The 23,067-nt window shown below is 62.8% G+C and carries 26 protein-coding genes; 15 read left to right on the top strand and 11 right to left on the bottom strand.

Translation table 11 applies throughout. The annotated features are described in order from the left end of the window. Positions 1-42 precede the first annotated feature (42 nt). Positions 43-546 carry a heme-degrading domain-containing protein gene (locus tag NKH83_RS22100; protein ID WP_352480071.1) on the top strand — a complete coding sequence of 168 codons (504 nt, stop codon included), beginning with the start codon at positions 43-45 and terminating at the stop codon, positions 544-546. Further along, positions 543-1,808, top strand: a complete 1,266-nt coding sequence (locus tag NKH83_RS22095; protein ID WP_352807428.1) for a glycerate kinase type-2 family protein — start codon at positions 543-545, stop codon at positions 1,806-1,808. Before NKH83_RS22100 ends, NKH83_RS22095 begins: the two co-directional genes overlap by 4 nt. Position 1,809: 1 nt before the next feature. Here the strand turns inward: NKH83_RS22095 and NKH83_RS22090 are convergent, their stop codons facing one another. The 3 genes from NKH83_RS22090 to NKH83_RS22080 form a co-directional block, all read right to left on the bottom strand. Beyond that, the gene (locus tag NKH83_RS22090) at positions 1,810-2,532 is read right to left on the bottom strand and encodes a UdgX family uracil-DNA binding protein (RefSeq protein WP_352807570.1); all 723 of its coding nucleotides are present in this window, start codon (positions 2,530-2,532) and stop codon (positions 1,810-1,812) included. 86 nt (positions 2,533-2,618) lie between these two features. Further along, positions 2,619-4,040 (bottom strand): glutamine synthetase family protein, encoded by a 1,422-nt coding sequence (locus tag NKH83_RS22085; RefSeq protein ID WP_352807425.1) that lies wholly within the window; start codon positions 4,038-4,040, stop codon positions 2,619-2,621. Between the two features lie 14 nt (positions 4,041-4,054). After that, positions 4,055-5,437, bottom strand: a complete 1,383-nt coding sequence (locus NKH83_RS22080) for an aspartate aminotransferase family protein (RefSeq protein WP_352807423.1) — start codon at positions 5,435-5,437, stop codon at positions 4,055-4,057. A 158-nt stretch (positions 5,438-5,595) separates the two neighbouring features. On the opposite strand from NKH83_RS22080, the gene NKH83_RS22075 reads away from it, so the two are divergent. Beyond that, on the top strand, positions 5,596-6,051 hold the full coding sequence (locus NKH83_RS22075) for a hypothetical protein (protein ID WP_302893581.1): 456 nt from the start codon (positions 5,596-5,598) through the stop codon (positions 6,049-6,051). 8 nt (positions 6,052-6,059) lie between these two features. On the opposite strand, the gene NKH83_RS22070 is transcribed toward NKH83_RS22075, so the two are convergent. Further along, a complete protein-coding gene (locus NKH83_RS22070) occupies positions 6,060-7,034 on the bottom strand; it encodes a WD40 repeat domain-containing protein (RefSeq protein ID WP_352807420.1) in 975 nt (324 codons plus the stop codon). Between the two features lie 153 nt (positions 7,035-7,187). Beyond that, on the bottom strand, positions 7,188-8,249 hold the full coding sequence (locus NKH83_RS22065; protein ID WP_352807417.1) for a CobW family GTP-binding protein: 1,062 nt from the start codon (positions 8,247-8,249) through the stop codon (positions 7,188-7,190). 200 nt (positions 8,250-8,449) lie between these two features. Between NKH83_RS22065 and NKH83_RS22060 the strand changes: the two genes are divergently transcribed. From NKH83_RS22060 to NKH83_RS22050, 3 genes are all read left to right on the top strand, one after another. Then, positions 8,450-8,968 (top strand): dioxygenase family protein, encoded by a 519-nt coding sequence (locus NKH83_RS22060; RefSeq protein WP_352807414.1) that lies wholly within the window; start codon positions 8,450-8,452, stop codon positions 8,966-8,968. After that, the gene (locus NKH83_RS22055) at positions 8,965-9,171 is read left to right on the top strand and encodes a peptidase associated/transthyretin-like domain-containing protein (RefSeq protein ID WP_352807411.1); all 207 of its coding nucleotides are present in this window, start codon (positions 8,965-8,967) and stop codon (positions 9,169-9,171) included. Before NKH83_RS22060 ends, NKH83_RS22055 begins: the two co-directional genes overlap by 4 nt. Before the next feature lie 203 nt (positions 9,172-9,374). Beyond that, the gene (locus NKH83_RS22050; protein ID WP_254816029.1) at positions 9,375-9,857 is read left to right on the top strand and encodes a MarR family winged helix-turn-helix transcriptional regulator; all 483 of its coding nucleotides are present in this window, start codon (positions 9,375-9,377) and stop codon (positions 9,855-9,857) included. A 1-nt stretch (position 9,858) separates the two neighbouring features. Here the strand turns inward: NKH83_RS22050 and NKH83_RS22045 are convergent, their stop codons facing one another. Next, positions 9,859-10,632 (bottom strand): AraC family transcriptional regulator, encoded by a 774-nt coding sequence (locus tag NKH83_RS22045; protein ID WP_352807568.1) that lies wholly within the window; start codon positions 10,630-10,632, stop codon positions 9,859-9,861. On the opposite strand from NKH83_RS22045, the gene NKH83_RS22040 reads away from it, so the two are divergent. The 6 genes from NKH83_RS22040 to NKH83_RS22015 all read left to right on the top strand — a co-directional run bounded on the left by NKH83_RS22040 (position 10,585) and on the right by NKH83_RS22015 (position 14,865). Continuing rightward, positions 10,585-10,719, top strand: coding sequence for a hypothetical protein (locus NKH83_RS22040; protein ID WP_352751874.1), 135 nt, complete (start codon positions 10,585-10,587; stop codon positions 10,717-10,719). The genes NKH83_RS22045 and NKH83_RS22040 overlap by 48 nt on opposite strands. 62 nt (positions 10,720-10,781) lie before the next feature. Next, entirely contained in the window at positions 10,782-11,189 is a 408-nt protein-coding gene (locus tag NKH83_RS22035) for a DUF2000 family protein (RefSeq protein ID WP_352505890.1), read from the top strand. A gap of 176 nt (positions 11,190-11,365) precedes the next feature. Then, positions 11,366-12,250: a DMT family transporter gene (locus NKH83_RS22030; RefSeq protein WP_352767319.1), complete on the top strand. Its 885-nt coding sequence runs from the start codon at positions 11,366-11,368 to the stop codon at positions 12,248-12,250. A 68-nt stretch (positions 12,251-12,318) separates the two neighbouring features. Further along, positions 12,319-13,341 (top strand): LacI family DNA-binding transcriptional regulator, encoded by a 1,023-nt coding sequence (locus tag NKH83_RS22025; RefSeq protein ID WP_254816382.1) that lies wholly within the window; start codon positions 12,319-12,321, stop codon positions 13,339-13,341. Next, positions 13,338-14,318, top strand: a complete 981-nt coding sequence (locus tag NKH83_RS22020) for a 2-hydroxyacid dehydrogenase (RefSeq protein WP_352807408.1) — start codon at positions 13,338-13,340, stop codon at positions 14,316-14,318. Before NKH83_RS22025 ends, NKH83_RS22020 begins: the two co-directional genes overlap by 4 nt. A 151-nt stretch (positions 14,319-14,469) precedes the next feature. Next, positions 14,470-14,865 carry a hypothetical protein gene (locus NKH83_RS22015; RefSeq protein WP_352700894.1) on the top strand — a complete coding sequence of 132 codons (396 nt, stop codon included), beginning with the start codon at positions 14,470-14,472 and terminating at the stop codon, positions 14,863-14,865. Positions 14,866-14,871: 6 nt separating this feature from the next. Here NKH83_RS22015 and NKH83_RS22010 read toward each other — a convergent pair whose 3' ends face one another. Next, positions 14,872-15,645 (bottom strand): gamma-glutamyl-gamma-aminobutyrate hydrolase family protein, encoded by a 774-nt coding sequence (locus NKH83_RS22010; RefSeq protein ID WP_352807403.1) that lies wholly within the window; start codon positions 15,643-15,645, stop codon positions 14,872-14,874. Positions 15,646-15,929: 284 nt separating this feature from the next. Here NKH83_RS22010 and NKH83_RS22005 point away from each other — a divergent pair, with 284 nt between their 5' ends. After that, positions 15,930-17,039 carry a TRAP transporter substrate-binding protein gene (locus NKH83_RS22005; protein ID WP_352469878.1) on the top strand — a complete coding sequence of 370 codons (1,110 nt, stop codon included), beginning with the start codon at positions 15,930-15,932 and terminating at the stop codon, positions 17,037-17,039. A gap of 66 nt (positions 17,040-17,105) precedes the next feature. Here the strand turns inward: NKH83_RS22005 and NKH83_RS22000 are convergent, their stop codons facing one another. The 4 genes from NKH83_RS22000 to NKH83_RS21985 form a co-directional block, all read right to left on the bottom strand. Beyond that, entirely contained in the window at positions 17,106-18,128 is a 1,023-nt protein-coding gene (locus tag NKH83_RS22000; RefSeq protein WP_352807401.1) for a zinc-dependent alcohol dehydrogenase family protein, read from the bottom strand. A 32-nt stretch (positions 18,129-18,160) separates the two neighbouring features. Further along, positions 18,161-19,939 carry a TRAP transporter large permease gene (locus NKH83_RS21995; protein ID WP_352480106.1) on the bottom strand — a complete coding sequence of 593 codons (1,779 nt, stop codon included), beginning with the start codon at positions 19,937-19,939 and terminating at the stop codon, positions 18,161-18,163. Next, on the bottom strand, positions 19,939-20,523 hold the full coding sequence (locus tag NKH83_RS21990) for a TRAP transporter small permease subunit (RefSeq protein WP_292658329.1): 585 nt from the start codon (positions 20,521-20,523) through the stop codon (positions 19,939-19,941). The genes NKH83_RS21995 and NKH83_RS21990 overlap by 1 nt, the downstream gene beginning before the upstream one ends. 206 nt (positions 20,524-20,729) lie before the next feature. Then, positions 20,730-21,635, bottom strand: a complete 906-nt coding sequence (locus NKH83_RS21985) for a branched-chain amino acid ABC transporter permease (RefSeq protein ID WP_352480085.1) — start codon at positions 21,633-21,635, stop codon at positions 20,730-20,732. A 138-nt stretch (positions 21,636-21,773) separates the two neighbouring features. On the opposite strand from NKH83_RS21985, the gene NKH83_RS21980 reads away from it, so the two are divergent. Then, positions 21,774-22,382, top strand: coding sequence for a CGNR zinc finger domain-containing protein (locus NKH83_RS21980; protein WP_352480086.1), 609 nt, complete (start codon positions 21,774-21,776; stop codon positions 22,380-22,382). Then, positions 22,375-22,905 (top strand): hypothetical protein, encoded by a 531-nt coding sequence (locus NKH83_RS21975; RefSeq protein ID WP_352480087.1) that lies wholly within the window; start codon positions 22,375-22,377, stop codon positions 22,903-22,905. Before NKH83_RS21980 ends, NKH83_RS21975 begins: the two co-directional genes overlap by 8 nt. The last annotated feature ends 162 nt before the right edge of the window (positions 22,906-23,067 follow it).

Here is a 23,067-nt window from a genome sequence, read left to right as displayed (position 1 = left end):
GCCATCCGGCAAAGCGTGCGGCGAAGTTGACAGGGGAACGACATGGCCGTTGCGGACGACATCGCTCTGATCAAGAAACAGGAAGCCACGCTTGTCTTTTCGGCCTTCGATGAAGCCGTCGCTTTCGAGATCGGCTCGGCGATCCGCGACCGGGCTCTCAAGGAAAACCTGCCGATCATCGTCGATATCAGAACCTTCGACCGGCCGCTGTTCTATGCGGCAATGCCCGGCTCGAATGCTTCCAATCCGGATTGGGCGCGGCGCAAGATCAACGTGGTGCGACGGTTCTTGAAAAGCACCTACCGCATGGTGCTGGAGCAGCAGCGCCCCGACCGCAGCTTCAAGCCTGGCGAGGGACTGGATATTGCCGACTATGTGCTGGCCGGCGGCGGCTTTCCCATCACTGTCAAGGGCGCCGGCGTCATCGGCGTGATCGCCGTCTCGGGCCTGCCGGAGGGTGAGGACCACGGCGTGGTGGTCGATGCGCTGTGTGAGCATCTCCGCATCGACGCGCGCGAGCTGGCATTGCCGGCGGAAGCAAAATGACAGAGGTAGACCCCAAGCCCTTCCTCACCGCCATCTTCAACGCCGCCGTTGCCGCCGCCGATCCCCAGAGGACGATCAAAGATCATTTGCCGGCAAGGCCGAAGGGCCGCACGATCGTCATCGGTGCAGGAAAAGGCTCGGCGCAGATGGCGGCGGCTTTCGAGAAAGTGTGGGACCGGCCGATCGAAGGTTTGGTCGTCACCCGCTACGGCTATGGCGCGGCCTGCCGGCGCATCGAGATCATCGAGGCGGCGCATCCGGTGCCGGATGCCGCGGGGCTCGCAGCTTCCCGGCGGCTGCTCGAAAAAGTCCAGGGACTGACTGCGGACGACCTCGTCGTGGCGCTCATTTCGGGCGGCGGCTCGGCGCTGCTGCCGTCACCTGCCGAAGGTCTGACGCTGGCCGACGAGATCGCCGTCAGCGAGGCGCTGCTCGCCTCCGGCGCGCCGATCGCCGCGATGAACACCATCCGCAAACATCTTTCCACAATCAAGGGCGGCAGGCTGGCGGCCGCCGCATATCCAGCCAAGGTGGTCTCGCTGGTTGTTTCTGACATTCCGGGCGACGATCCGGCTCTGGTCGCTTCTGGTCCGACCGTACCGGATATAGGCAGTCGTAAGGACGCATTGGCGTCGATCGCTGCCTATGGCATGAACCTGCCGGCTTCGGTCATGGCGCATATCAATTCGCCGGCGGCCGATGCGCCACGACCGGACGACCCGCGTTTTATCCGCAACGAGGTGCATCTGATCGCTTCCGCCGGCGTCTCGCTGGAAGCCGCAGCGGCCGAAGCAAAGCGCCAAGGCATTCAGGCGGTCATTCTCTCCGATTCCATCGAGGGCGAAGCGCGTGAGGTCGGCGGCGTCCACGCCGCGATCGCGCGCGAAGTGGCGACGCGCAACCGGCCGTTTGCAAAACCGGTTCTGATCCTGTCCGGCGGCGAGACGACGGTGACCTTGCGCGCAAAAGGCAAAGGCGGTCGCAACTCGGAATTCCTGCTCGCCTTCGCCATTGGCATCAGCGGCATGGCGGGCGTGCACGCACTGGCCGCCGACACCGACGGCATAGACGGTTCGGAAGACAATGCCGGCGCCTTCGCCGACGGCTCGACGGTGTCGCGGATGCGTAAGGCGGGCGTCGATGCCAAGGCCATGCTTGCCGGCAACAACGCCTGGACGGCATTCAATGCCGTAGATGACCTTTTCGTATCCGGTCCGACCGGCACAAACGTCAACGATTTCCGGGCGATATTGATCAAATAGCTCAGGCGGCCATCAGCTTTTTCACCGCTCTCATATCCTGCAGGAACCGTTCGCGTTCGGCCTGCTTGTCCATCGGCTCGCGAATGCGCAGGATGAAGGACGGGTGGATGGTGACGAAGACACGCAAGCCATCGTCGCGCTCCACCACCGCCCCGCGCATCTTCATGATCGGCACCACCTTGCCGAGCAGCGCCTGCGCCGCCGTCGCGCCGAGCGCTACCGCCAGATTGGGCTTGATCAGATCGATCTCCTTGTCGAGCCACCAGCGGCAAGCCTGCACCTCGCCGGCATTGGGCTTCGAGTGGATGCGCCGCTTGCCGCGCGGCTCGAACTTGAAATGCTTGACCGCGTTGGTGACGTAGACTTTCAGCCGATCGACGCCCGCATCGTCCAGGATCGCGTCGAACACCTTGCCGGCCGGGCCGACGAAAGGCTTGCCCGCCAGATCCTCCTGGTCGCCCGGCTGTTCGCCGACGAAGATCACCTTGGCTTTATCAGGGCCTTCACCGAACACCGTCTGCGTGGCGTCGTGCCATAGCGGACAGCGGCGGCAGATCTTGGCCGTTTCGCGCAGTTCAGGAATCGTTCTGGCGTCGATTTCTGTCGTTTCCGGAGACTTGCTTGCAGGCAAGCTTCTTGCCTGCACCTTGGCATGGTGCGGCGTCGGGGTTGTCTGCATCCTGGCGATCATGACTAAGGCGGCCTTGTTCGCTCCTGCAATCAGACACGCAATGAGCAAAGCCCGCCGAAGGTTCCGCTGAAATTATTCCGCATGGGCCTTCGACGGCGGATGGCCGACGATGTGATGCCCTACACCTCGTGCAGATAGAGGTGATAATCCAGTTCGCTGACCGTGCGCGCCACGCGCAGATATTCCGATTGCTTGATCGCCACGAACGTCCGGTGCAGGTCTTCGCCCAATGCGCCCTTGAGGAAACTCGACGCCCTTGCCGCCTCGATCGCGGCACGCCAGTCGACCGGCATCGTCGTGCGCGTGACGGCCGATTCGTAGCCATTGCCGGTGGTTTCGGGACCGGGATCGAGGCCTTCGTCAAGGCCTTTGACGATGCCTGCCAGCACCGTTGCTGCCACAAGGTAAGGATTCGCGTCGACGCCCGATGGCCGGTGCTCGATGCGCCGATTTTTTGCGTCGCCGGCCGGCACACGCAATGCCACCGAACGGTTGTTGACGCCCCAGGTCGGCGCCACCGGCGCATAGGATTGCGAGACGAAGCGCCGCCACGAGTTGGCGTGCGGCGCAAAGACCAGCATCGATTCCGCCATCGTCTGGATCAGTCCGCCGAGGCCGCGCAGCAGCGGCAGCGACCAGCTTTCACCGCCGGTTTCGGCAAAGACATTCTTGCCGGCATCGTCCAGCAGCGAGACATGAAAATGCATGCCCGAGCCGGCATATTTCTCGATCGGCTTGGCCATGAAGCAAGCGGTGACACCATGACGGCGCGCCTGCGCCCGCACCAGACGCTTGAGCATGACGAGATCATCAGCCGCCCGCATCACATCCTTGCGGTAGTTGAGAGTCAATTCGTACTGGCCCGGCGCATATTCGGAAATGACCGTCTCGGCCGGGATGCCTTGCACCTTGGCTGCAGCATAGATGTCGGAAAACAGTGGCTCCATGCCGTGCAGATGGTCTACGGAATAGACCTCGGTCTTGGCCGAGCGGCGTCCGTCGAGCACCGCGTGCGCCGGCTGCACCTTGCCTTCGGCATCGCGCTCGTTGGCGAGCAGGAAGAATTCGAGCTCGAAGGCGCCGGCCGGATGCAGGCCCTTGGCCGCAAGGATATCTACCTGGCGGGCGAGCGCCAGCCGCGGGTCGGACGACATCGGCTGGCCGTCGAGATGGTACATCGCCATCAGCACCTGGCCGCGCGGCGGCTGTGTGCCGAACAGCGGCACCAGCGTGCCAGGGATCGGCCATGCCCGGAGATCGCCGTCGCCAGTCGTCCAGATCAGCCCGGTCTCGTGCACGTCCTCGCCGGTGATATCGAGGCCGAGGATCGAGATTGGCATGTGCCGGCCGTTCTCGAAGATGCTCGTCAGTTCGTGCCGGCGCACGATCTTGCCGCGCCCGACACCGTTGGCGTCGGTCAGCACGATATCGAAGGCTTCGATCTCGGGATGGGCCTCGAGAAAGGCTCGCGCCTCTGCCGGCGTGGAACCCGAAGGTGACGTCACTATGGAACTCAAATCTGGCTTGCGTGCTTCTCTCATGTCGCAAGCTTGTCTCACGCCGTGAGCCTGGCCGCAACCGCCGCGAAGGCGCTGATCAGCCGGTTCACCTGGGCCGCACTCGTGGCCGGGGAGATCAGCATCATGTTGTGGAAGGGCGCGATCAACACGCCGCGATTGACCAGCGCGACATGGATCGCCGCTTCGAGTTCGGGCGCATGGGCTGCTTCCGCTTGGCCGCCATTCCTCAGCGGGCCGGGCGCGCAGATGAACTCGACGCGGGCGCCGACACGTGAGACATGCCAAGGCAGCCGGTAGCGGTCGATGACGGCGGTCAGTCCGGCGTCGAGCCGCCGCGCCAAATGATCCGTCTGGCCGTAGGCCTCGTCGGTCATCACCTCTTCCAATGTGGCGCGCATCGCCGCGAATTGCAGCGGATTGCCCGACAGTGTCGTGCCCATGCCCGAATAGCCCGGCTCCTTTACCCTGTTATAGGCGGCATAGCGGGTCGCGACGTCCTCGCTCATCCCCCACACACTGGCCGGCACGCCGCCGGCGATCGGCTTGCCGAGCACGAACAGATCAGGCTCCAGCCCGAATTTCCTCGTATAGCCACCGGGTCCGGTCGAGATGGTATGCGTCTCGTCGATTAGCAGCAGCGTGCCGGTCGCACGAGTAAGACGCCGCAAGCCATCATGAAAGCCGGCTTCAGGCAGCACCATGCAGGAATTGGTCAGCACCGGCTCGGCGATGACGCAGGCGACATCGTTGCCCCGGAGTGCCGCGTCGAGCGCCGGCAGGTCGTTGAACTCGACGATCTCGGTCGCCCGCGTCAGGTCGCGGAACTCGCCGGTCAGTCCCGGTCGGTTCACCGCTTTCCCGGCGACCAGCCGCACCATCGTCTCGTCGACCGAGCCATGATAGCAGCCGTTGAAGACCAGTATCTTCTCCCGGCCGGTAACGGCGCGGGCAACCCGCAGCGCGAAGCGGTTGGCATCGGTCGCCGTCGTCGCGATCTGCCACAACGGCAAACCGAAACGCTGCTGCAGTAGCGGCCCGATGGCGAGCGCGTCCTCGGCAGGCAGCATGTAGGTCAGGCCGCGTCCGGCCTGCCGGCGGATAGCGCGGGCGACCGGCGGCGGCGAATGGCCGAACATCGAGCCGGTGTCGCCAAGACAGAAATCGTCCAGTCGGTTGCCGTCGATGTCGGTGATCGTGGCGCCCCTGGCGCTGTCGACCAGAATCGGGAAAGGCGTCGGCCAGTCGTTCATCCAGTGCATCGGCACGCCGCCGAAGAAGCCGGGCAAGCCATTGCCGATTATGGCCATCGATTTCGGCCGCGCCTGGCGGAAGACTTCTGCCTCGGTCTCGTACAACTCGGCGATCCGGGCCGGGCCGATGCCGCCGATAGAAGTCTTTGCATGGTCGATGACGTTCATGGCGGCCCCTCTCAGTTGCAGTTTAGACAATCGGCATCCGCCACCGCAATTGGCCGGGCGGCTGCCCTGTGTTGGGTCAGCGGTCATTTAAATGGAAACAGGCGCTTGACCGCGAGCCGCCTTCGGGCGCCAATGGTACTTCGGCCGGAGGGGACAAGATGGTGCGGGCGATCGTCTGCGCAGCAACGCTGCTGTCGTCGGTTGGTGCGGCTCTGGCATCGGGCGGCATCTGGTGTTCCGCCGAGGATGCAGCCGTCAAATTTCAGGTCGGTGCCGGGGTCACCAGAGGCATGGGCGGGCCGACCTTCAATTTTAGCGGCGAGCTCGAAATTCTGGGCAGGCCGGCTGCCGACAGTCTGCGCAAGACGGTGTTCGGGGATCAGAACCTCACGCAATATTGGCTCGACAACAAGGAACTGCGGCTGCTTGTCTACCACGAACGGCAGGTCGAAAATGCCTACGGCTATGTCGAACTGGCGATCCTGACCAAGGCCAGCGACGAAGGCGTCTATGACGGCCGCTATTTGCTCTCAATCTATGATGTTACGGCTGATGCCGAAAAGGACGGCAAACCGGATGAATTGACCGGCAAAGTATCTTGCGGAGCCGAGTAAGTAACAGGCTACGCCGAAATATCGATGACGCCGCAGTCGCCGGCAGCACTGCCGAAGACGACGCGGCGCTCTTGCCTGTCCCACATCATCGAGGTGACGGCGCCCTTGCCCGGCCGGCGCAAAAGCACTTCCCTGGCGTCGGCGAAACGCACCGCCATCACCATGCCGTCATCATAGCCGACAGCAACGACGTCCTGGCTCGGGTGACAGGCGACGGAGGTGACCATCGCATTGCCGCGCGTGCCGAGTTCCAGCGGCGCCTTGCCCATCGGCCCGTCCTTGCCTGAAAACGGCCAGACGATCGCCGCCGGCGCGCCGGAACTCGCCAGCCATTTGCCCTTGGCGCTCCACGACAGGCTTTTGACCTTGCCGGGGTAGCCGGACATCCGCATGTGCTTGCCGTCGGCGAGCTTCCAGCCATGCAGCGCGTTTTCCTGCATGGTGGTGACGACGAAGCCGCCGTCCGGCGAGAAGGTGATGCCGGTGTGGGCACCGGCCCATTCGAGTTCGACCGGCTTGCCGTCGGCGGCCGGGAAATGCAGCGTCGCGCCATTGTAGCGGGCAACGCCGAAGCGCATGCCCTTGGGCGAGAAGGCCAGCCCCTCGACCGAGCGCGGATGCGAGAATTCCCTGGTTTTGCCGTCGGCAAAGCGCACATAGGCAATCTTGCCCGAAGCATAGGCAGCAGCGCCTTGCGGCCCGGCGGCGACGCTGGTGATCCATTTTTTGCCTGCGGTCGCCAATTCCGCGGTATTGCCGCCAGCGGTCACGGCAAAGATCCTGCCGTCCTCACCACCGGTGATCAGCCGGTCGTTCGCCGCATCATGGAAGGCGGCGAGCATCCCGTCATTGGCCTGCACCGTCTTGTGGCCGTGGTCGAGCCGATGGATTGTGCCGTCAGCCAGCGCAAAGTGCGGCACGTCGCCGAGGAACACGGCGGCGAGGCAGTGGCCTTCGAGATCGAGCGGGGCGACTGTGGGCATGAGAGATAATTCCGTCCGAGGTTTCTGCTGCCTCACCCTTAAGGGGTTGAGCCGCCCGTCTCAACCCGTGCTTCGGATCGTCGTGAGTAGAGAGCGCCAGCGTTGCGGCTGCCCCTCCTCCCACAAGGGGGAAAAGGAAGAAGGTAGCTAAAATCAAGCGGCCTGGCAGGCCTCGAAGCTTGTCTTCAGCCGCTCGGCATCGAGTTCGCGTCCGATGAACACCAGCCGGCTCTCGTGTTTCTCGCCGTCCTTCCAGGCGCGCTGGTGGTCGCCCTCGATGATCATGTGCACGCCCTGGATGACATAGCGCTCGTCATCGCCTTTCAGCGCGATGATCCCTTTCAGCCGCAGGATGTTCGGGCCTTCCATCTGGGTGACCTTCTCGATCCACGGGAAGAACTTTTTCGGGTCCATCTCGCCACCGCGCAGCGACACCGACTGCACGGTCACGTCATGGATGTCGGAAGGGTGCGCATGATGATGGCCGTCATGATCGTGGTGATAATGGCCGTCGTGATCGTGGTGGTGGTGATCATGATCATGATGGTCGTGATCGTCATGCGCCTCGAGGAAGTGCGGATCGTTCTCCAGCGCCCGGGACAGGTCGAAGGCACCGCGATCCAGCACCTCGGACAGCGCCACGCTGGCGCGCGTGGTGCGATGGATTCGTGCCGCCGGGTTGATGGCGCGGATCGTTGCCTCCACCTTGCTCAGCTCTTCGGGGGTGACGAGATCGGTCTTGTTGAGCACGACGACATCGGCAAAGGCGATCTGGTCCTCGGCCTCGCGGGAATCCTTGAGGCGCAGCGGCAGGTGCTTGGCGTCGACCAGCGCCACCACCGCATCGAGCCTGGTCTTGGAACGCACGTCGTCGTCCATGAAGAAGGTTTGTGCTACCGGCACGGGATCGGCGAGGCCTGTGGTCTCGACGACGATGGCGTCGAAGCGGCCGGGCCGGCGCATCAGGCCTTCGACGACGCGGATCAGGTCGCCGCGCACGGTGCAGCAGACGCAGCCATTGTTCATCTCGTAGATTTCCTCGTCGGATTCCACGATCAGCTCGTTGTCGATGCCGATCTCGCCGAATTCATTGACGATGACCGCGTAGCGCTTGCCATGGTTTTCCGAAAGGATGCGGTTGAGCAGTGTCGTCTTGCCGGCGCCAAGATAGCCGGTGAGGACGGTTACGGGGATCTGCGTCTGTGCGTCGCTCATATTGTGCCTCGAATAGGGATTGTCGGCTCCATATAGGATGTGTGCTCGGCTTTTGCACCAGCCAAACCGGTGGACCAAAGAGAGGCTGGTATTGCCGAACTTTCCTCACATTGCCGAACTTTCATTGGCGCGGGTTGGCGGTGGGCTTAGATAGGCAAAAGGTCATTTCACGAGGGCTGTTCGCATTGAAGAGACGCCAGATGTCCGACAAGTCCTTGCCACTAAGCCGCCGGCAGGCGCTCCGTCTCGTTGCGGTTACCGCTGGCGGCATATTCCTGCCCGCCGGTGCAAGGGCCGGGAAGGTCTCGCCCTATGCCGGGCTTGCTTTGTTCGAAGCCGGTGCCGGCGTCTGCGCCATCACGCCTGAGGTCACCGAAGGGCCGTTCTATTTCGACCCGAAGCTCGAACGCGCCGATATCACCGAGGGCAAGAAGGGCATCGCCCTCAATGTGCGGCTGCAAATCGTCGACGCCGCCTGCCGGCCGCTTCCCGGCGCACGCGTCGACATCTGGCATTGCGACGCCCAGGGCGCCTATTCCGGCTATCCCGGACAGGGCGACGGGCAGGATATCGACACGTCCGGCCAGAGCTTTCTGCGGGGCTGGCAGAGAACCGATGAAAGCGGCATCGCTTCTTTCGCCACCATCTATCCCGGCTGGTATCGCGGCCGCACCACCCACATCCATTTCAAGATTTTCCCTGACGACCGCTCGGTATGACCGGCCAGATGTTCTTCCCCGACAGCCTCAGCGAGCAGATATTCGCCACCGTCGCGCCCTATAAAGATCGCCCCGGAAAACGCGATACATCGAACGCGCGGGACGGCATTGCGCGGCAGGCCGGGCTGCTGTCGCAGGCAGCGCTGCGGGAAATGGCGGACGCCTTTCAGGCCTTGATGGTGGTCGCGGTGAAGGCCGGTTGAGAACGCCTCGTCACGTCCCCATCCAGCCATTGCGGAAAGTCGTTTGTCATCTAACTGAAATAAACATCTGGCATTAGCCACGGCGAACACCGCGAAGCTTGCCGGCAAAGCTATTTTCCGAGCCGGAATGTTTTCGATGGTCATTGCCAACCGGCGGGCTGCTTTTATGCTGTCCGCACCGGTTCGGCCGAGGAGGGATGCGCATGGCCAAGGCGGACAAGACTGCAACAATGAGCCGGCTGCATTCGGCGGCGCGGCTGGCTCGCACGGCGCTCGCCGCCCGGCTTCTGGCGCATGGTTTCTATGCCGGCCAGGACCAGATCATGCTGGCGCTCGACCGCGAGGACGGGCAGACGCCCGGCAACCTTGCCGGCCGCCTCGGCGTGCGTCCGCCGACCATCACCAAGACCATCAACCGGCTGCAGGCGCAGGGTTTTCTGGAAAAGCGCGCCTCCTCCGCCGATGCCCGCCAGGCGCATATTTTCCTCACCGACACCGGCCGCGAAATCATCCACGCCATCGAGAAATCGGTGAAGAAGACCGAAAAGCAGGCATTGAAGGGTCTCGACAAGAAGGATCAGAAAGCGCTGTTCAAGCTGCTTGCCCGCGTCGAGGCGAACCTGTCGAACGGCGAAATGGTGCTCCCGGACGACGAACTGGATATCGAAGACAAGATGCTTGAATAGCTCACGCGTTCGCCGCTGACGGCCGCCGCGTCAGTGCCGACCAACGTCCCGGTGTGACGCCGAACGCCTTCTTGAAATGCCGATTGAAATGGCTTTGATCACTGAAGCCGGCGGCGATTGCGATTTGCGCCAGCGGCTCGTCGGCTTCGATCATCCGACGGGCTCGCTGAAGCCGGCGCATCAACAGGAACCGGTGCGGGCTGGTCGAGAAGGTCGCGCGAAAATGCCGCGACAGGGCATAACGGTCCAATCCGGTTATCGCCTCCAATTCGTCTGAACGTACAATCCGCGCGACATTTTCCTCCAGGTAGTCGCGCGCCAGGTTGGCGGCGCGCCACGCCGTTTTCGCTACCGGTTTCGCCGGCTGACCGGCGTGCCGGGCCAGGCTTTGCATAAGCTGCGTCATGAAATCGACGACAAACAGCTCGTCCAGTTGCTGATCCAGCGGCCCGAGCGCCGAAAGCAGCGTCGCGCGGAGATCGCGGTCTGTCACCACGGCATTCCTCACGAACGGCAGTGATCCGCCGCCGAGACAATCGAGCATCAGGGACGGCTCCAAATAGAGCATTCTGTATCGCAAGCCGTCTTCGGTGCCGGCACCGCCATCGTGCAGTTCGTCGGGATGAAGGATAATGATCTGGCCAGGCAGGCTCAGATGCATTTGGCCGCGATAGCGGAAGCGCTGCACGCCATAAAGCGTCACCCCGATCGCATAGGTGTCGTGGCGATGGAGATCGAAGGCGTTGCCGTGGAACCGGGCCTCGATGCGTTCCATGCCGGCAGCACGGGGTGCCGGTACGATGCAGTTTTCGGCTGCATCCACGCACAAACGTCCAAGACCCTGAAAGGCTTCCCCGTCTAGACCGTGCGGCATCGCTTTTCTCGCAGCCTCGGATTGGCCCCTTTCGGATTGGAAACTGTCGCATGTTCGATACGAAATTTGCAATCGTGCTCAAGGATGATCTTCCCGTCTGGCAAAAGCTCAATGTCACCGCCTTTCTGACCAGCGGCATCGTCGCGCAATTTCCCGACATTATCGGCGACCCCTACCGTGATCGCGCCGGCAATATCTACAACCCGCTGTCGATCCAGCCGGTCATCGTGCTTTCGGCGGACGGCCAGACGCTCGGCGCGATCCAGCGGCGGGCGCTGGAGCGTGGTGTGACGGTATCGCTCTATGTCGAGGAAATGTTTTCGACTGGTTATGATCTGGCCAACCGTGCCGTCTTTGCCGAATTTGCGCCGGAGGATGCCAAGGTGGTCGGCATCGCGCTTCGCGCCGAAAAGAAACTCGTCGACAGGATCACCAAGGGTGCCCGCATGCACGCTTGACTCGTCGGCCACCAGCAACAAAACCTTAGCCTGTCGTTGTGCCAGCCTCTTTTGGCTTGCCCGCAGGCGACAATTCCCGCATGGGTGAAGGACTGCCTTGCTTCCCGTCCGGCCTGAAATTGAATGCTTCCCCAAGACATGACGAAAGCGCGACATCGCCGGCGGCGATCCTGTGCATGCTTTCCGTCTATGTGTTTTTCACCTTCCTCGACACCAGCAGCAAGTACCTTGTCCTGGCCGGCGTCTCGGCGCTGATCGTCGCCTGGACCCGCTTCGCGGTCCATGTGCTGATCGTCGGCGTTTTTCTGCGCGGATGGCGTGAGCCGCTGCGCTTTCGTCCCGCCAACCTGCCGGCGCACATCACGCGCGGTCTGCTCCTGTTCGGATCGACGATGTTCAACATTCTGGCGCTGCGGACGCTGCAACTGGCGGAAACCACCTCGATCTACTTCTTCGGCCCGATGGTGATCACCGCGCTTGCCGGTCCGTTGCTCGGCGAATGGGCCGGCTGGCGGCGCTGGCTGGCGATCATGAGCGGCTTTGTCGGCGTCCTCATCATCACCCGGCCGGGTGTCGGCGTTTTTGGCGTCGGCCATCTCTTTGCGCTCGGCTCGATGCTGTCGAACAGTTTCTACGTCATCATGACGCGCCGCATGTCGGCTACGGAAACCTCCGAAAGCCTCATCCTGTTTTCGGCGCTGGCGCCGGCCGTGCTGCTTTTGCCGACACTGCCGTTTTCGCCTTCGCTGCCGCAGGATGGCTGGCACTGGTTCATATTGCTGATGCTTGGCGTCTTCGGCGCCATCGGTCATTGGCTTCTTGTGCAGGCCTATCGCCTTGCCACCACCACGGCCCTGGCTCCCTATCCCTATTCGCAGATGATCTGGATGATCATCTCCGGCCTGATCGTCTTCAACCAGTTTCCCGATCGGTGGACGCTGGTCGGTGCCACAGTCATCGTCGCCAGCGGCCTCTACATCGTTCACCGTGAGCACCGGCTTCGTTTGCGCAACCGCGCGACGCTGGACGCGGAGGCGGAAGCGCTGGCAAAAAAACTTTGATTTGCTCGGAATCGATGGCATAAGAGCCGGCCTTTAAACAGTTTAAATTGCTTCGGGAGCGCAGGGCGCTGGCACAGAAGATCAAGCTTTCGACCATCGCGGATGCGCTCGGCGTGTCCACGGCCACGGTCTCGCTGGCCTTGCGCGACAGCCCGCTGGTCGCCGGCGGCACCCGCGACCGCATCAAGGAACATGCCCGCGCCATCGGCTATATCTACAACCGCCGCGCCGCCAGCCTGCGCACCTCGCGCTCGGGCATAGTCGGCGTCGTCGTCCACGACATCATGAACCCGTTCTTTGCCGAGATATTGCGTTCGATAGAGAGCGAGCTTGACCGCAGCCGGCAAACCTTCATCCTGTCGAACCACTACGACCAGCTCGAGAAACAACGCACTTTCATCGACACGCTTCTGCAGCTCGGCGCTGACGGGGTCATCATGTCGCCGGCCATCGGCACGCCTCCCGAAGACATATTCATGGCCGAGGAGAACGGTCTCCCGGCAGTGCTGATTGCACGCACCGTCGAAGGTGCCGACGTGCCGGTGTTTCGCGGCGACGATGCCTATGGCACCGGGCTTGCCACCAACCATCTGATCTCGCTTGGCCACAAGCGCATCGCAATGATCGGCGGTACCGATCAGACGTCGACCGGCCGCGACCGCTATCAGGGATATGTCAACGCCATGGAGGCGGCGGGGCTTGAGGTCAGGCCGTCCTGGCGCATCGCCGGCCCGCGCACCAAGCAGGCCGGCTTCGAGGCTGCCGGGCAGTTCCTGGCGCTAAAGGACAGGCCGACCGCGGCCTGCTGCTGGAATGACCTCGTCGCCATCGGCCTGATGAACGGCATTGCCCGCGCTGGTCTGGTGCCGGGCATCGACATTTCGGTCACTGGTTATGACGACCTCGAGGAGGCGGCGATCGCGACGCCGGCGCTAACCACGGTCTGGAACGGCCAGCGTGAGGTTGGCCGCCGCGCTGCCAGCGCGCTGCTCGACAAACTCAACGGACAGACGGTGCGGCCGTCGCAGGAACTGATCAAGCCGGAACTGCATGTGCGCCAGTCGACCGGCAAACCGGTGGAACGTGCATGACAAAAACCGACCAGCAAGCTGTCACCATTCTGGTGCCGGGCCAGTTCAACGACCATGCGGTCGGCCGCATCGACGGGGCGTTCAGCCGCGTCCTGATCGAACGCGCCGATCCGTCGCTGGTCACCGACGAGATGCGCCTTACGGTGCGCGGCATAGCCGCCTTTGGCGGCATAAGCGCCGCGTTGATGGACGCGCTGCCAAAGCTCGAGATTATCGCCAATTTCGGCGTCGGCTATGATTCGGTAGATGTCCACCACGCCGCACGGCGCGGCATCATGGTCACCAACACACCGGATGTGCTGACCGAAGAGGTCGCCGACACGGCGCTCGGCCTGTTGATCAATACCATCCGCGAACTGCCGCGCGCCGAGGCCTGGCTGCGCGACGGAAGTTGGTTGCGCAACGGCAACTATCCGCTGAGCCGTCTGACTTTGCGCGGTCGCCATGTCGGCATCTTCGGCATGGGCCGCATCGGCCTCGCCATTGCCCGCCGGCTCGATGCTTTCGGACTGCCCATCGCCTATCACAACCGGCGCCGCGTCGAAGGCCTGTCCTATGACTATCACCCGACGCTGAAAGGTCTCGCCGAGGCGGTCGACACGCTGATCTCGGTGGCGCCCGGCGGGGCCTCGACGGACAAGGCCGTCAATGCCGAAATCCTCTCGGCTCTGGGGCCGAACGGCGTCTACGTCAATATCGGCCGGGGCAGCACGGTCGACGAACCAGCTCTTGCCGCCGCACTTGCCAGCGGCAGCATCGCCGCTGCCGGGCTAGACGTTTTTGCCGACGAGCCGAACGTGCCTGCGGCGTTGCTTGCCGCGCCCAACACCTCGCTTTTGCCTCATGTCGGCTCGGCCTCGCAGCACACCCGCCGCGCCATGGCGGACCTGTGCGTCGACAATCTGGTCTCGTGGTTTTCGCAGCGCAAGGCGCTGACGCCGGTGCCGGAGACGGCAAACGTCAAGGCGAGGCCGTGACCGCCCTATGTTAACTTCAGCTTAACCCTTCGGAATCATTCTGCCTCCTTGGCTAGTGTATGTCCCCTTGACAGCACATGGCAGCAAGATGAAGCGCGCCTCCTCCTGATGACATCGAACACGGCGCGCTTGAAATGCGCGGAGAAACAGGATGAAAACGCTTCCCGCATTGATGGCGATTGCTGCGCTGTTAGGCAGCGTCCAGCTGTTTTACGCCGGTAGCGGTCAAAGCCGCGCAGCCAGTGAACCAGCACCTTCGTCCAGCACCTACAGGCTGGTAGCCCATGGTGACGAGGCGTCTTGTGCGGTCACCCGTGGCGCCGAGATTTCGCAAGGCCTGTCGCTGTTGACGGTCGCCGCGAATTGCCGCCGGGTGTTGCCCGGTGTCGAGCAGGCGAAGTTCTGGCGAGAGCAGGATGACGGCACGGTCACATTCAGCGCCAACGGCAGCGATCCGATCGTCATGTTCTCGGTCGCCGATGGCGACGGTTACGAATCCTACGCGCCGGCGCTACCGCTACTGACCCTGGCGTCGGCCGGCAACTGACGAGCGCTATTCTGCCGCAGCGCGCGCACCCGATTTCGCCGCCTGATGCAGCCGCACCGCGTCGCCGAAAGCGCGAAATATCTTTACCGAGATGCTGTCCGATTTGACCCAGTATTCGGGATGCCACTGGACGCCGACGGCGAAAGCCCGTGCATCGCGCACCGAGACCGCCTCGACAGTGCCGTCGGCGGCGACCGCTTCGACCTGCAGCTTTGAGCCAAGCCGGTCGACAGCCTGGCGATGCACCGAATTGACCATGATGTCGCCGGCGCCGAAGACCCCGGCCAGGCAGCTGCCGGGTTTTATCGACACGCTCTGGCGGATGGCGAAGCGTTCGTCCTGATTGTCGCTTGCAGGCGCACGATGATCGAGCGAACCGGCGCGTTCCTGGATTTCAGTGGCCAGCGTGCCACCCAGCGCCACATTCATCTCCTGGATGCCGCGGCAGATCGCGAGCAGCGGTACTCCGCGCTCCACCGCCCTGCGGATCAGCGGCAGCGTGGTGGCGTCGCGGGCGGGGTCGTAGGGACCATTGGCTTCACTGGCGTCACCGCCGTAGAGCGAGGGATGAACGTTGGACTTCGAACCGGTGACCATGACGCCGTCGACGGCGGAAAGCAGTTCATCGAAGTCGAGCCGGTCGCCGAAGGACGGTACCAGCAGCGGGAACACGCCTGCCCCTGAAAGCGCCGCTTCAAGATATTGCTGCGGCGCGGCATGCCAGGTGTAATTGTCGAACTGGCGGACGTCGGTCGATATGGCGACGAGCGGCTGGTGCATTTGGTCCGGATCCCATCGGGTGCAACGAATTATCTGCCTGCAAAATAGGCGATCCGAAGGCGCATTTCCATGGCAAGTTTCGGCGTGTCGCGTAGACCAGTTAATCGACGTTAGACTATAGTTGCAAGATCTGGCCCAACGCCGTGAATTTCTCCGAAATGCGCCACTCAAACCGGGCTGCCGCGCTGGACTCGACTCCTTGCCTGTGTATTGTCGGCTCGAAGCCGATGCGGGCGCCGAAGCGTCCCGAACGTCGGTCAGTTGATCCAAACGGGAGGAACTTCATGGATCGTCGTTCGTTCATCCGCAAGGCCGGCACCACCGGTTTCGGCGCTGCGGCCGCTGCCGCGACACTTGCTGCGCCGGCCATCGCCCAGTCCAATCCGAAAGTAACCTGGCGGCTGGCGTCGTCCTTCCCGAAGTCGCTCGATACGATCTACGGCGGTGCCGAAGTGTTTTCCAAGATGCTTTCGGAGGCGACCGACGGCAACTTCCAGGTCCAGGTCTTCGCCTCCGGCGAACTCGTTCCCGGCCTGCAGGCCGCCGATGCCACCACAGCCGGCACGGTCGAGGCCTGCCATACTGTGGCATACTATTACTGGGGCAAGGACCCGACCTGGGCGCTGGGAGCGGCGGTTCCGTTTTCGCTCAACGCGCGCGGCATCAACGCCTGGCACTATCATGGCGGGGGCATCGATCTGTTCAACGAGTTCCTGGCGACGCAGGGTCTGTTCGGGCTGCCGGGCGGCAATACCGGCGTGCAGATGGGCGGCTGGTTTCGCAAGGAGATCAAAACGGTTGCCGACCTTTCCGGCCTCAAGATGCGCATCGGCGGTTTTGCCGGCAAAGTGGTGCAAAGGCTCGGCGTGGTTCCGCAGCAGATCGCCGGTGGCGACATTTATCCGGCGCTGGAAAAGGGCACGATCGATGCCGCCGAATGGGTTGGCCCTTATGATGACGAGAAGCTCGGCTTCTACAAGGTTGCGCCCTATTACTACTATCCCGGCTGGTGGGAAGGTGGACCGACCGTCCATCTGATGTTCAACAAGGCGAAATACGACGAACTTTCGCCGGCTTACAAGTCGCTGGTGCACACTGCCGCCCAAGCGGCCGATGCCAACATGCTGCAGAAATACGACTACCTCAACCCGGCGGCGGTGAAGCGGCTGGTTGCCGGCGGCGCCAAGTTGAGTCCGTTCAGCCAGGAGATCATGGCCGCCTGCTTCGAAAAGGCCAACGAGGTCTATGCCGAGATGGAAGCCTCGAACGCGCCGTTCAAGAAGATCTGGGACTCGATCAAGGCGTTCCGCAAGGAGCATTATCTCTGGGCGCAGGTGGCCGAGTACAACTACGACACCTTCATGATGGTCCAGCAGCGCAACAGCAAGCTCTGAACCTTGCTGCTCTGCGGCGCCGGCGTTCCTTCGGGACGCTGGCGCCGCAGCGCATTCCGTTTGCGATCAGCCGGGCACCACCAGAACCTTGACCTCGCCTGGCGCAGGCGGATTGGCGATCACTGCAGCTGACTCTTCAAGCGTGACCTGCCGCGATATCAGCCGGTCTACCTCCATTGCCCCCGAGGCGATAAGATCGGCGGCCCGGCGATGGGTAAAGGGATTGAGGAAGGAGCCCAGGACCTTCAACTCGCGGAACAGCAGGTCGAACGGTTCGAACGCCGCTTTCATGCCTTGCGGCATAACGCCGACGACGACAATTGTGCCGCCCGCTTTGGCCAGCCGCATCGCCTGCTCAACAGTGTCTTTCACGCCGGCGCATTCGAACACCACGTCGACGCCGCCCGGCATCAAACCCGACTGGCCGACGATCGCATCGGTGACATCGAAGGCGCTCGGATCGAGCGTCGCCGTTGCGCCAAGTTGCTCGGCAAGAGCCCGTCGCGAGGCCTGACGCGTCGACAGGATGATGGTGGTCGCACCGGCGAGCTTTGCCAGCTGAACGGTGAGCAGGCCGATCACGCCGCCGCCGAGCACCGCGACCGACGAGCCTGGTTTGATCGCGGCAAGGTCCACGCCATGCAGGCAGCAACCGAGCGGCTCGCAGAAAGCACCATGCGTAGGCTTCAGATCGCCTGGCAAGGCGAAGGCCTGTTTCTGCGGCAAGGGAAGATATTCGGCAAAGCCGCCGTCGCGATGGATGCCGATGGCACGCAGATTGCTGCAGAGATTGACTCGGCCCGCCTGACAATGCGCACAGCGCCCGCAGGCAATATTGGGATCGCCGGTGACGCGGTCGCCGACCGAAAAGCCGGATACCTCAGGTCCGATCGCCTCGACGATGCCGGAGAATTCATGCCCGAGCGTCACCGGCGGCGTGCACGGGAATTCACCGTGGAAAAGATGCCTGTCGGTGCCGCAGACGCCGCACGCCTCGATCCGCACCAGCAGCTCGTCTGGCCCGGCGGTCGGTTTCTCGACCTCGCACACGGCGAGGCCGCCCACTCGCTCCAACCGAACCGCCTTCATAGCTGCAGGGCCTTCCTCAGTTGAAACTCGCCTCAGTTGAAACTCGGGGGTTGCGACAGATCGATTGCCGGTGCCGCCGGCTTCGCGGGCGGCTTTTCGTCGAAGCTCGGCGGCTGCGACAAATCCGGTGTGGAAGGTGAGGCCGGGGCAGTGCCGCCGTTGGCCGGCGGCGTGCCAAGCGGCGACAAGCCGATGCCAGGCGTTTCCGGCACCTGGTAGTTGATGGTGCCTGGATCGACGACGGTGCCTTTGTAGTGCATCACCATCTGCGGGAAGGCGATGGTCAGGCCGATCATGATCACCTGGATACAGACGAAGGGCACTGCGCCCCAATAGATCTGCCCTGTGGTGACCGGCGCGATCTGCTTGCCGGTGAGCCGGTCGAGATAGGGCACGCGCGCGGCGACCGAGCGCAGATAAAACAGCGCGAAGCCGAAGGGCGGATGCATGAAGGAGGTCTGCATGTTGACGCCTAAAAGCACGCCGAACCAGATCAGGTCGATGCCGAGCTTGTCGGCCGCCGGCGCCAAAAGCGGCACGATAATGAAGGCAAGCTCGAAAAAGTCGAGGAAGAAGGCGAGCACGAAGACGAGGATGTTGACGCCAATCAGGAAACCGACTTCACCGCCCGGCAGCGAGGTCAACAGGTGCTCGACCCAGATGTGGCCATTGACCCCGTAAAAGGTAAGCGAGAACACCCGCGCGCCGATCAGAATGAACAGAACGAAGGACGACAGCCTGGTCGTCGAGGCCAGCGCCTGCTTGACCACGTCGAGCGACAGCCGCCCCTTCATCGCCGCCATTGCCAGCGCGCCGACGGCGCCCATGGCGCCGCCTTCCGTCGGCGTGGCAATGCCGAGGAAGATGGTGCCCAGCACCAGGAAGATCAGCGCCAGCGGCGGGATCAGGACGATGATCACCTGCTGCGCCAACCTCGACATCAGGTTGATCTTCAGGCGCTGGTCGACGATCGCCACGACATAGATGAAGATGACGCCAATAGTGGCGCCGAGGATATCGGCGTTGCCGCCATGGTTCGGCGCAAGGTAGCGATACGCCGCATAGGAAACCACCACCGCCGCCAGCACCGCCGCCAGCAGCGACAGCACGCCGTGGCCGAGCGTGCGGGCCTCCAGCGGCAGGGCCGGCATCGACTTCGGCCGGAAGATCGACATGAGCAGGATGTAGAGCATGTAGATGCCGGTCAAAATGAGCCCGGGGATCAGCGCTCCCTTGTACATATCGCCGACCGAGCGGCCGAGCTGGTCGGCCAGGACGATCAGCACCAGCGACGGCGGGATGATCTGGGCGAGGGTCCCGGACGCGGCAATGACGCCGGATGCCAGCCGCCGGTCGTAGCCGTAGCGCAGCATGATCGGCAGCGAAATCAGACCCATGGCAATGACGGAGGCCGCCACCACGCCGGTCGTCGCGGCGAGCAGCGCGCCGACGAAAATCACGGCATAGGCAAGGCCACCACGAACCGGTCCGAACAGCTGGCCGATCGTGTCGAGCAGGTCTTCGGCCATGCCGGATCGTTCGAGCACGATGCCCATGAAGGTGAAAAACGGGATCGCCAGCAGCGTATCGTTCGACATCACCCGGCTGCCATAGAAATTATCCGGCAACGCGTGCAGCAACGGCCAGGCAAGATTGATGGAGCCGCCCGAATAGGGCGACAGCAGCACGCCGATGAAGAAGAACATCAGGCCGTTGGCGGCAAGCGAGAAGGCGACGGGGTAGCCGATCAGCAGGAAGACGACCAGCGAGGCGAACATGATCGGCGCCATGTTCTGGGCGATGAACTCGATCACGAGCGCACCTCTTCCACGAGCGCCTTGGCTTCTAGCTCGGCCTGCTCATGCACCGATATGAACGGAGTGGGATCGTCCATCTGACCGCGCATGATGGCGATCTTCTTGATGATCTCGGAAATGCCCTGCAGCGCGAGCAGAAAAAAGCCGACCAGCAGAATCGCCTTCGCCGGCCAGATGATCAGCCCGCCGGAATTGTTCGACATCTCGCCGCTGCGATACGACAGCGACACATAGGGAACGAAATAGACGACCATCAACGTCACGAACGGCATCAGGAAGAAGACGTGACCGAAAAGGTCGATCCAGTGCTGCACGCGGCGCGAGAACATGCCGTAGACGATATCGATGCGGATATGGTCGTTCTGTTTCAGAGTGTAGGCGGCGGCCAGCATGAAGGCGGCGCCGAACAGATACCATTGCAATTCCAGCCAGGCGTTCGAGGACATGTCGAACACCTTGCGGATCACGGCGTTGGCGGCGCTTACCAGGATCGCCAGCAGGATCAGCCACGAAACCCATTTGCCGATGAATTCGTTCAAACGGTCAATGGCTCTGGAAAGAGCGAGAAGCCCTGCCATGCATTCCTCCCTTGTGTCGGAGCGCGCCGGTTCCCTGTCCGTCGCGTCGCTGTGGACCAACGGTATGCAGTGCGTGGTTCGGCGGGTCAACATCGGACAGCCCGCATAAACACAGTTGTGAGGTGGCCGCCGGCAAAATGCTGCCGCGTCCTTTGCATGTCCAAGGGGACATGTGGTTCATTCATCCAACCAAAGTCGGATGCGGCTCAGGCGATCTTTTGTTGGTCGCGGCCGGAGCCGATCAGCACAAGCATAGCGACGAGGAACAGGTACATCCAGCCGTCCCGCCATTCGAGCGGGAAATAGCCGGACCATAGCGATTCGGCCATGCCGAAAGCGGCGGCGCCTAGTGCCGCCCGCAAAGGCGAGAGATAGCCGCCCACTGCGGTCACGAACAGGATTTTCAACCCGTAGACCAACCCTGTGCCGAAGCTGATGTTGCCGTAGTAGAAGGCGGCGAGCACGCCAGCCATTGCCGCGCAAAGGCCGCCGAAAAGCACCGCACGCCGAAACACCGCGCGGACATCGACGCCGCACATCGCAGCGGCGTTTGGATCGTCGGATACGGCACGCCAGCTTCGGCCGAAGCTGGAATGTGTGAACCCCCACGCAGCCAGCGAAATAGCCGCCAGGACGGCGGCGCAATCGAGCAACTGAATCAGTGTCAACGTCGCCTTGAAGCTGGCATTCTGCGCGAAGACGATGGTCTGGGCCAGCATTGGCGGCAACCATAGGTCATGGGTATCGGCGGCGATGCGGCTGGCTTCCGACAAGACCAGCAATATGCCGAGCGTGGTCACCACGATGGCGTTGGGCGAGCGGGCGGCCAGCGGTTCGAAGATGCTTCGCGACAGGACATGGCTGAGCAGCGCCGCATAAAGGAATGCCGCCACTACGCCGAGCGCGACCGATGCAAACAGCGTCAACCACAGCGCCTGATAGCCGAACGCCGCGGTGAGGATCATCGTATGCCCGCAAAAGGCGAACAGCGCGCCATAGGCAAGATTGGTGCGGTGCAGGATGCCGTTGGTCAGCACGTAGCCGAAGGCAAGCAATGCGTAGAGCGCGCCCGAATGCAGCCCGTTCAGAACCTGCTGGAAGAAATAGAGCATGCAAGACCCTCGATGCATGCCCCACAATCGGGGCGGGGCTTGAGACGACGACATTCTCGATACGGCGATCGCCTCACTGACGAGCGTTGCACCCGGAATCTAACTTGTCAAACGCGATTTATCGGTTAGATTCGCGATATGACAGTATCCTGGACTCCGCACCGCTTCACCGGTGGCATGCTGGCGCTCGACACGGCGAATACCGTCGTTTTGCGGAACGATCCGGAGGAAACTTTCGACCGTTTCGACGATCCGGCCGAGATCGCTCGCTTTGCCGAAGCCGCGAGTGGCTTTCGCGCCACCGAGCTCGGCGGCAGGCGGCTCGTAGCGCCGGCGCCTGAAAAGATCGCACCGGTGGTGCTGTCGATTCGCGAGACGACCGATCGGCTGTTTCGCGGCGCGGTATCGAAAGGTGCGATCGACACCGCCGACATGCCTGAATTCCTGGAAGCCTGCGCCGATGGCCTCGCCCATGGCCACACCGAAATCGGCATGCCCGGAAAACCGTTCGGCGATCCGGCAACGCCGATCGCCTTCGAGGCGGCGCTTGCGGTCTCGGCGCTGTCGCTGCTGCGCAGCGACACCATCGCCAGGCTGAGGATATGTCCGAACTGCAGCTGGCTGTTTGTCGACAAAAGCCGCAATTCCAGCCGCCTCTGGTGCGATATGGCGGTGTGCGGCAACCGCCAGAAGGCAAACCGATACTATCGCCGCCGGACTGCGGCCAGAGAGGTCACCAATGCCTAAGAAATATTCGCGCGCGATGATTGTCGTCGCGGCGTTGTTCGCGGCGACCGCGCTCGGCGCCTGCCGTGATTCCGGCAAGGACCAGCTGTTCGCCATTTCCGGGAAGCTGTTCGAGTTCAACTACCGGCTGGGTATCGCCACCTACGTCATCACCCTTAATCCGCTGCGGCCGGTGGGTGAGGGGCAGGTCGCCGTGGTCTCCTTCCAGAACCCGGCCGGTGGTGATCCGATCATCGTCACCCAGAAAATATGGCCGAAGCTGCCGCATGTGACGCTCACCAGCCCGCCGCTCACCTGCGTTGTCAAGGACAAGCCCTATGCCGTGTCGATCCGCATCGAGGATTCCAGCGGCAAGTTGCTGCAGAGTTTCGAGACCACTCTGACGTCCTCGCTCGACCAGTCGGTCCTGCCCGACCGGCCCCTGGTGGTCGGGCCAGTCTACGAGCTCAACAAGGACTTGGCCGGCCATGTCGACGGCAAGCTGCCCGGTGAACCGAAGCCCAGTTGCCCAAAGGCTGCATGATGCATCACCAGCGGCACCGACCGCCGCCGGAGTTTTCGTGCTCGGCCATCCTCCCCGACAGGCGTTTCGTGGCGCCACACCGCCGCGCACCGATCGTTTGTTGCGGACCGCCTGGCACCTTCGATTTTGTTTGACCTCTCCGGCAAGGGAAGAAAGACTGTA

The sequence above is a fragment of the Mesorhizobium sp. M0909 genome (genome assembly GCF_040319515.1).
GTDB lineage: Bacteria > Pseudomonadota > Alphaproteobacteria > Rhizobiales > Rhizobiaceae > Mesorhizobium.
This window is presented reverse-complemented; position numbering and strand designations above follow the sequence as displayed.

Excerpts from the sequence above, each read along its gene's own strand:
- NKH83_RS22100 (WP_352480071.1), top strand. The coding sequence starts at position 43 with ATGGCCGTTGCGGACGACATCGCTCTGATCAAGAAACAGGAAGCCACG.
- NKH83_RS22095 (WP_352807428.1), top strand. The coding sequence starts at position 543 with ATGACAGAGGTAGACCCCAAGCCCTTCCTCACCGCCATCTTCAACGCC.
- NKH83_RS22085 (WP_352807425.1), bottom strand. The coding sequence starts at position 4,040 with ATGAGAGAAGCACGCAAGCCAGATTTGAGTTCCATAGTGACGTCACCT.
- NKH83_RS22080 (WP_352807423.1), bottom strand. The coding sequence starts at position 5,437 with ATGAACGTCATCGACCATGCAAAGACTTCTATCGGCGGCATCGGCCCG.
- NKH83_RS22075 (WP_302893581.1), top strand. The coding sequence starts at position 5,596 with ATGGTGCGGGCGATCGTCTGCGCAGCAACGCTGCTGTCGTCGGTTGGT.
- NKH83_RS22070 (WP_352807420.1), bottom strand. The coding sequence starts at position 7,034 with ATGCCCACAGTCGCCCCGCTCGATCTCGAAGGCCACTGCCTCGCCGCC.
- NKH83_RS22065 (WP_352807417.1), bottom strand. The coding sequence starts at position 8,249 with ATGAGCGACGCACAGACGCAGATCCCCGTAACCGTCCTCACCGGCTAT.
- NKH83_RS22060 (WP_352807414.1), top strand. The coding sequence starts at position 8,450 with ATGTCCGACAAGTCCTTGCCACTAAGCCGCCGGCAGGCGCTCCGTCTC.
- NKH83_RS22055 (WP_352807411.1), top strand. The coding sequence starts at position 8,965 with ATGACCGGCCAGATGTTCTTCCCCGACAGCCTCAGCGAGCAGATATTC.
- NKH83_RS22050 (WP_254816029.1), top strand. The coding sequence starts at position 9,375 with ATGGCCAAGGCGGACAAGACTGCAACAATGAGCCGGCTGCATTCGGCG.
- NKH83_RS22040 (WP_352751874.1), top strand. The coding sequence starts at position 10,585 with ATGGAGATCGAAGGCGTTGCCGTGGAACCGGGCCTCGATGCGTTCCAT.
- NKH83_RS22045 (WP_352807568.1), bottom strand. The coding sequence starts at position 10,632 with ATGGAACGCATCGAGGCCCGGTTCCACGGCAACGCCTTCGATCTCCAT.
- NKH83_RS22035 (WP_352505890.1), top strand. The coding sequence starts at position 10,782 with ATGTTCGATACGAAATTTGCAATCGTGCTCAAGGATGATCTTCCCGTC.
- NKH83_RS22030 (WP_352767319.1), top strand. The coding sequence starts at position 11,366 with ATGCTTTCCGTCTATGTGTTTTTCACCTTCCTCGACACCAGCAGCAAG.
- NKH83_RS22020 (WP_352807408.1), top strand. The coding sequence starts at position 13,338 with ATGACAAAAACCGACCAGCAAGCTGTCACCATTCTGGTGCCGGGCCAG.
- NKH83_RS22015 (WP_352700894.1), top strand. The coding sequence starts at position 14,470 with ATGAAAACGCTTCCCGCATTGATGGCGATTGCTGCGCTGTTAGGCAGC.
- NKH83_RS22010 (WP_352807403.1), bottom strand. The coding sequence starts at position 15,645 with ATGCACCAGCCGCTCGTCGCCATATCGACCGACGTCCGCCAGTTCGAC.
- NKH83_RS22005 (WP_352469878.1), top strand. The coding sequence starts at position 15,930 with ATGGATCGTCGTTCGTTCATCCGCAAGGCCGGCACCACCGGTTTCGGC.
- NKH83_RS22000 (WP_352807401.1), bottom strand. The coding sequence starts at position 18,128 with ATGAAGGCGGTTCGGTTGGAGCGAGTGGGCGGCCTCGCCGTGTGCGAG.
- NKH83_RS21990 (WP_292658329.1), bottom strand. The coding sequence starts at position 20,523 with ATGGCAGGGCTTCTCGCTCTTTCCAGAGCCATTGACCGTTTGAACGAA.
- NKH83_RS21985 (WP_352480085.1), bottom strand. The coding sequence starts at position 21,635 with ATGCTCTATTTCTTCCAGCAGGTTCTGAACGGGCTGCATTCGGGCGCG.
- NKH83_RS21980 (WP_352480086.1), top strand. The coding sequence starts at position 21,774 with ATGACAGTATCCTGGACTCCGCACCGCTTCACCGGTGGCATGCTGGCG.
- NKH83_RS21975 (WP_352480087.1), top strand. The coding sequence starts at position 22,375 with ATGCCTAAGAAATATTCGCGCGCGATGATTGTCGTCGCGGCGTTGTTC.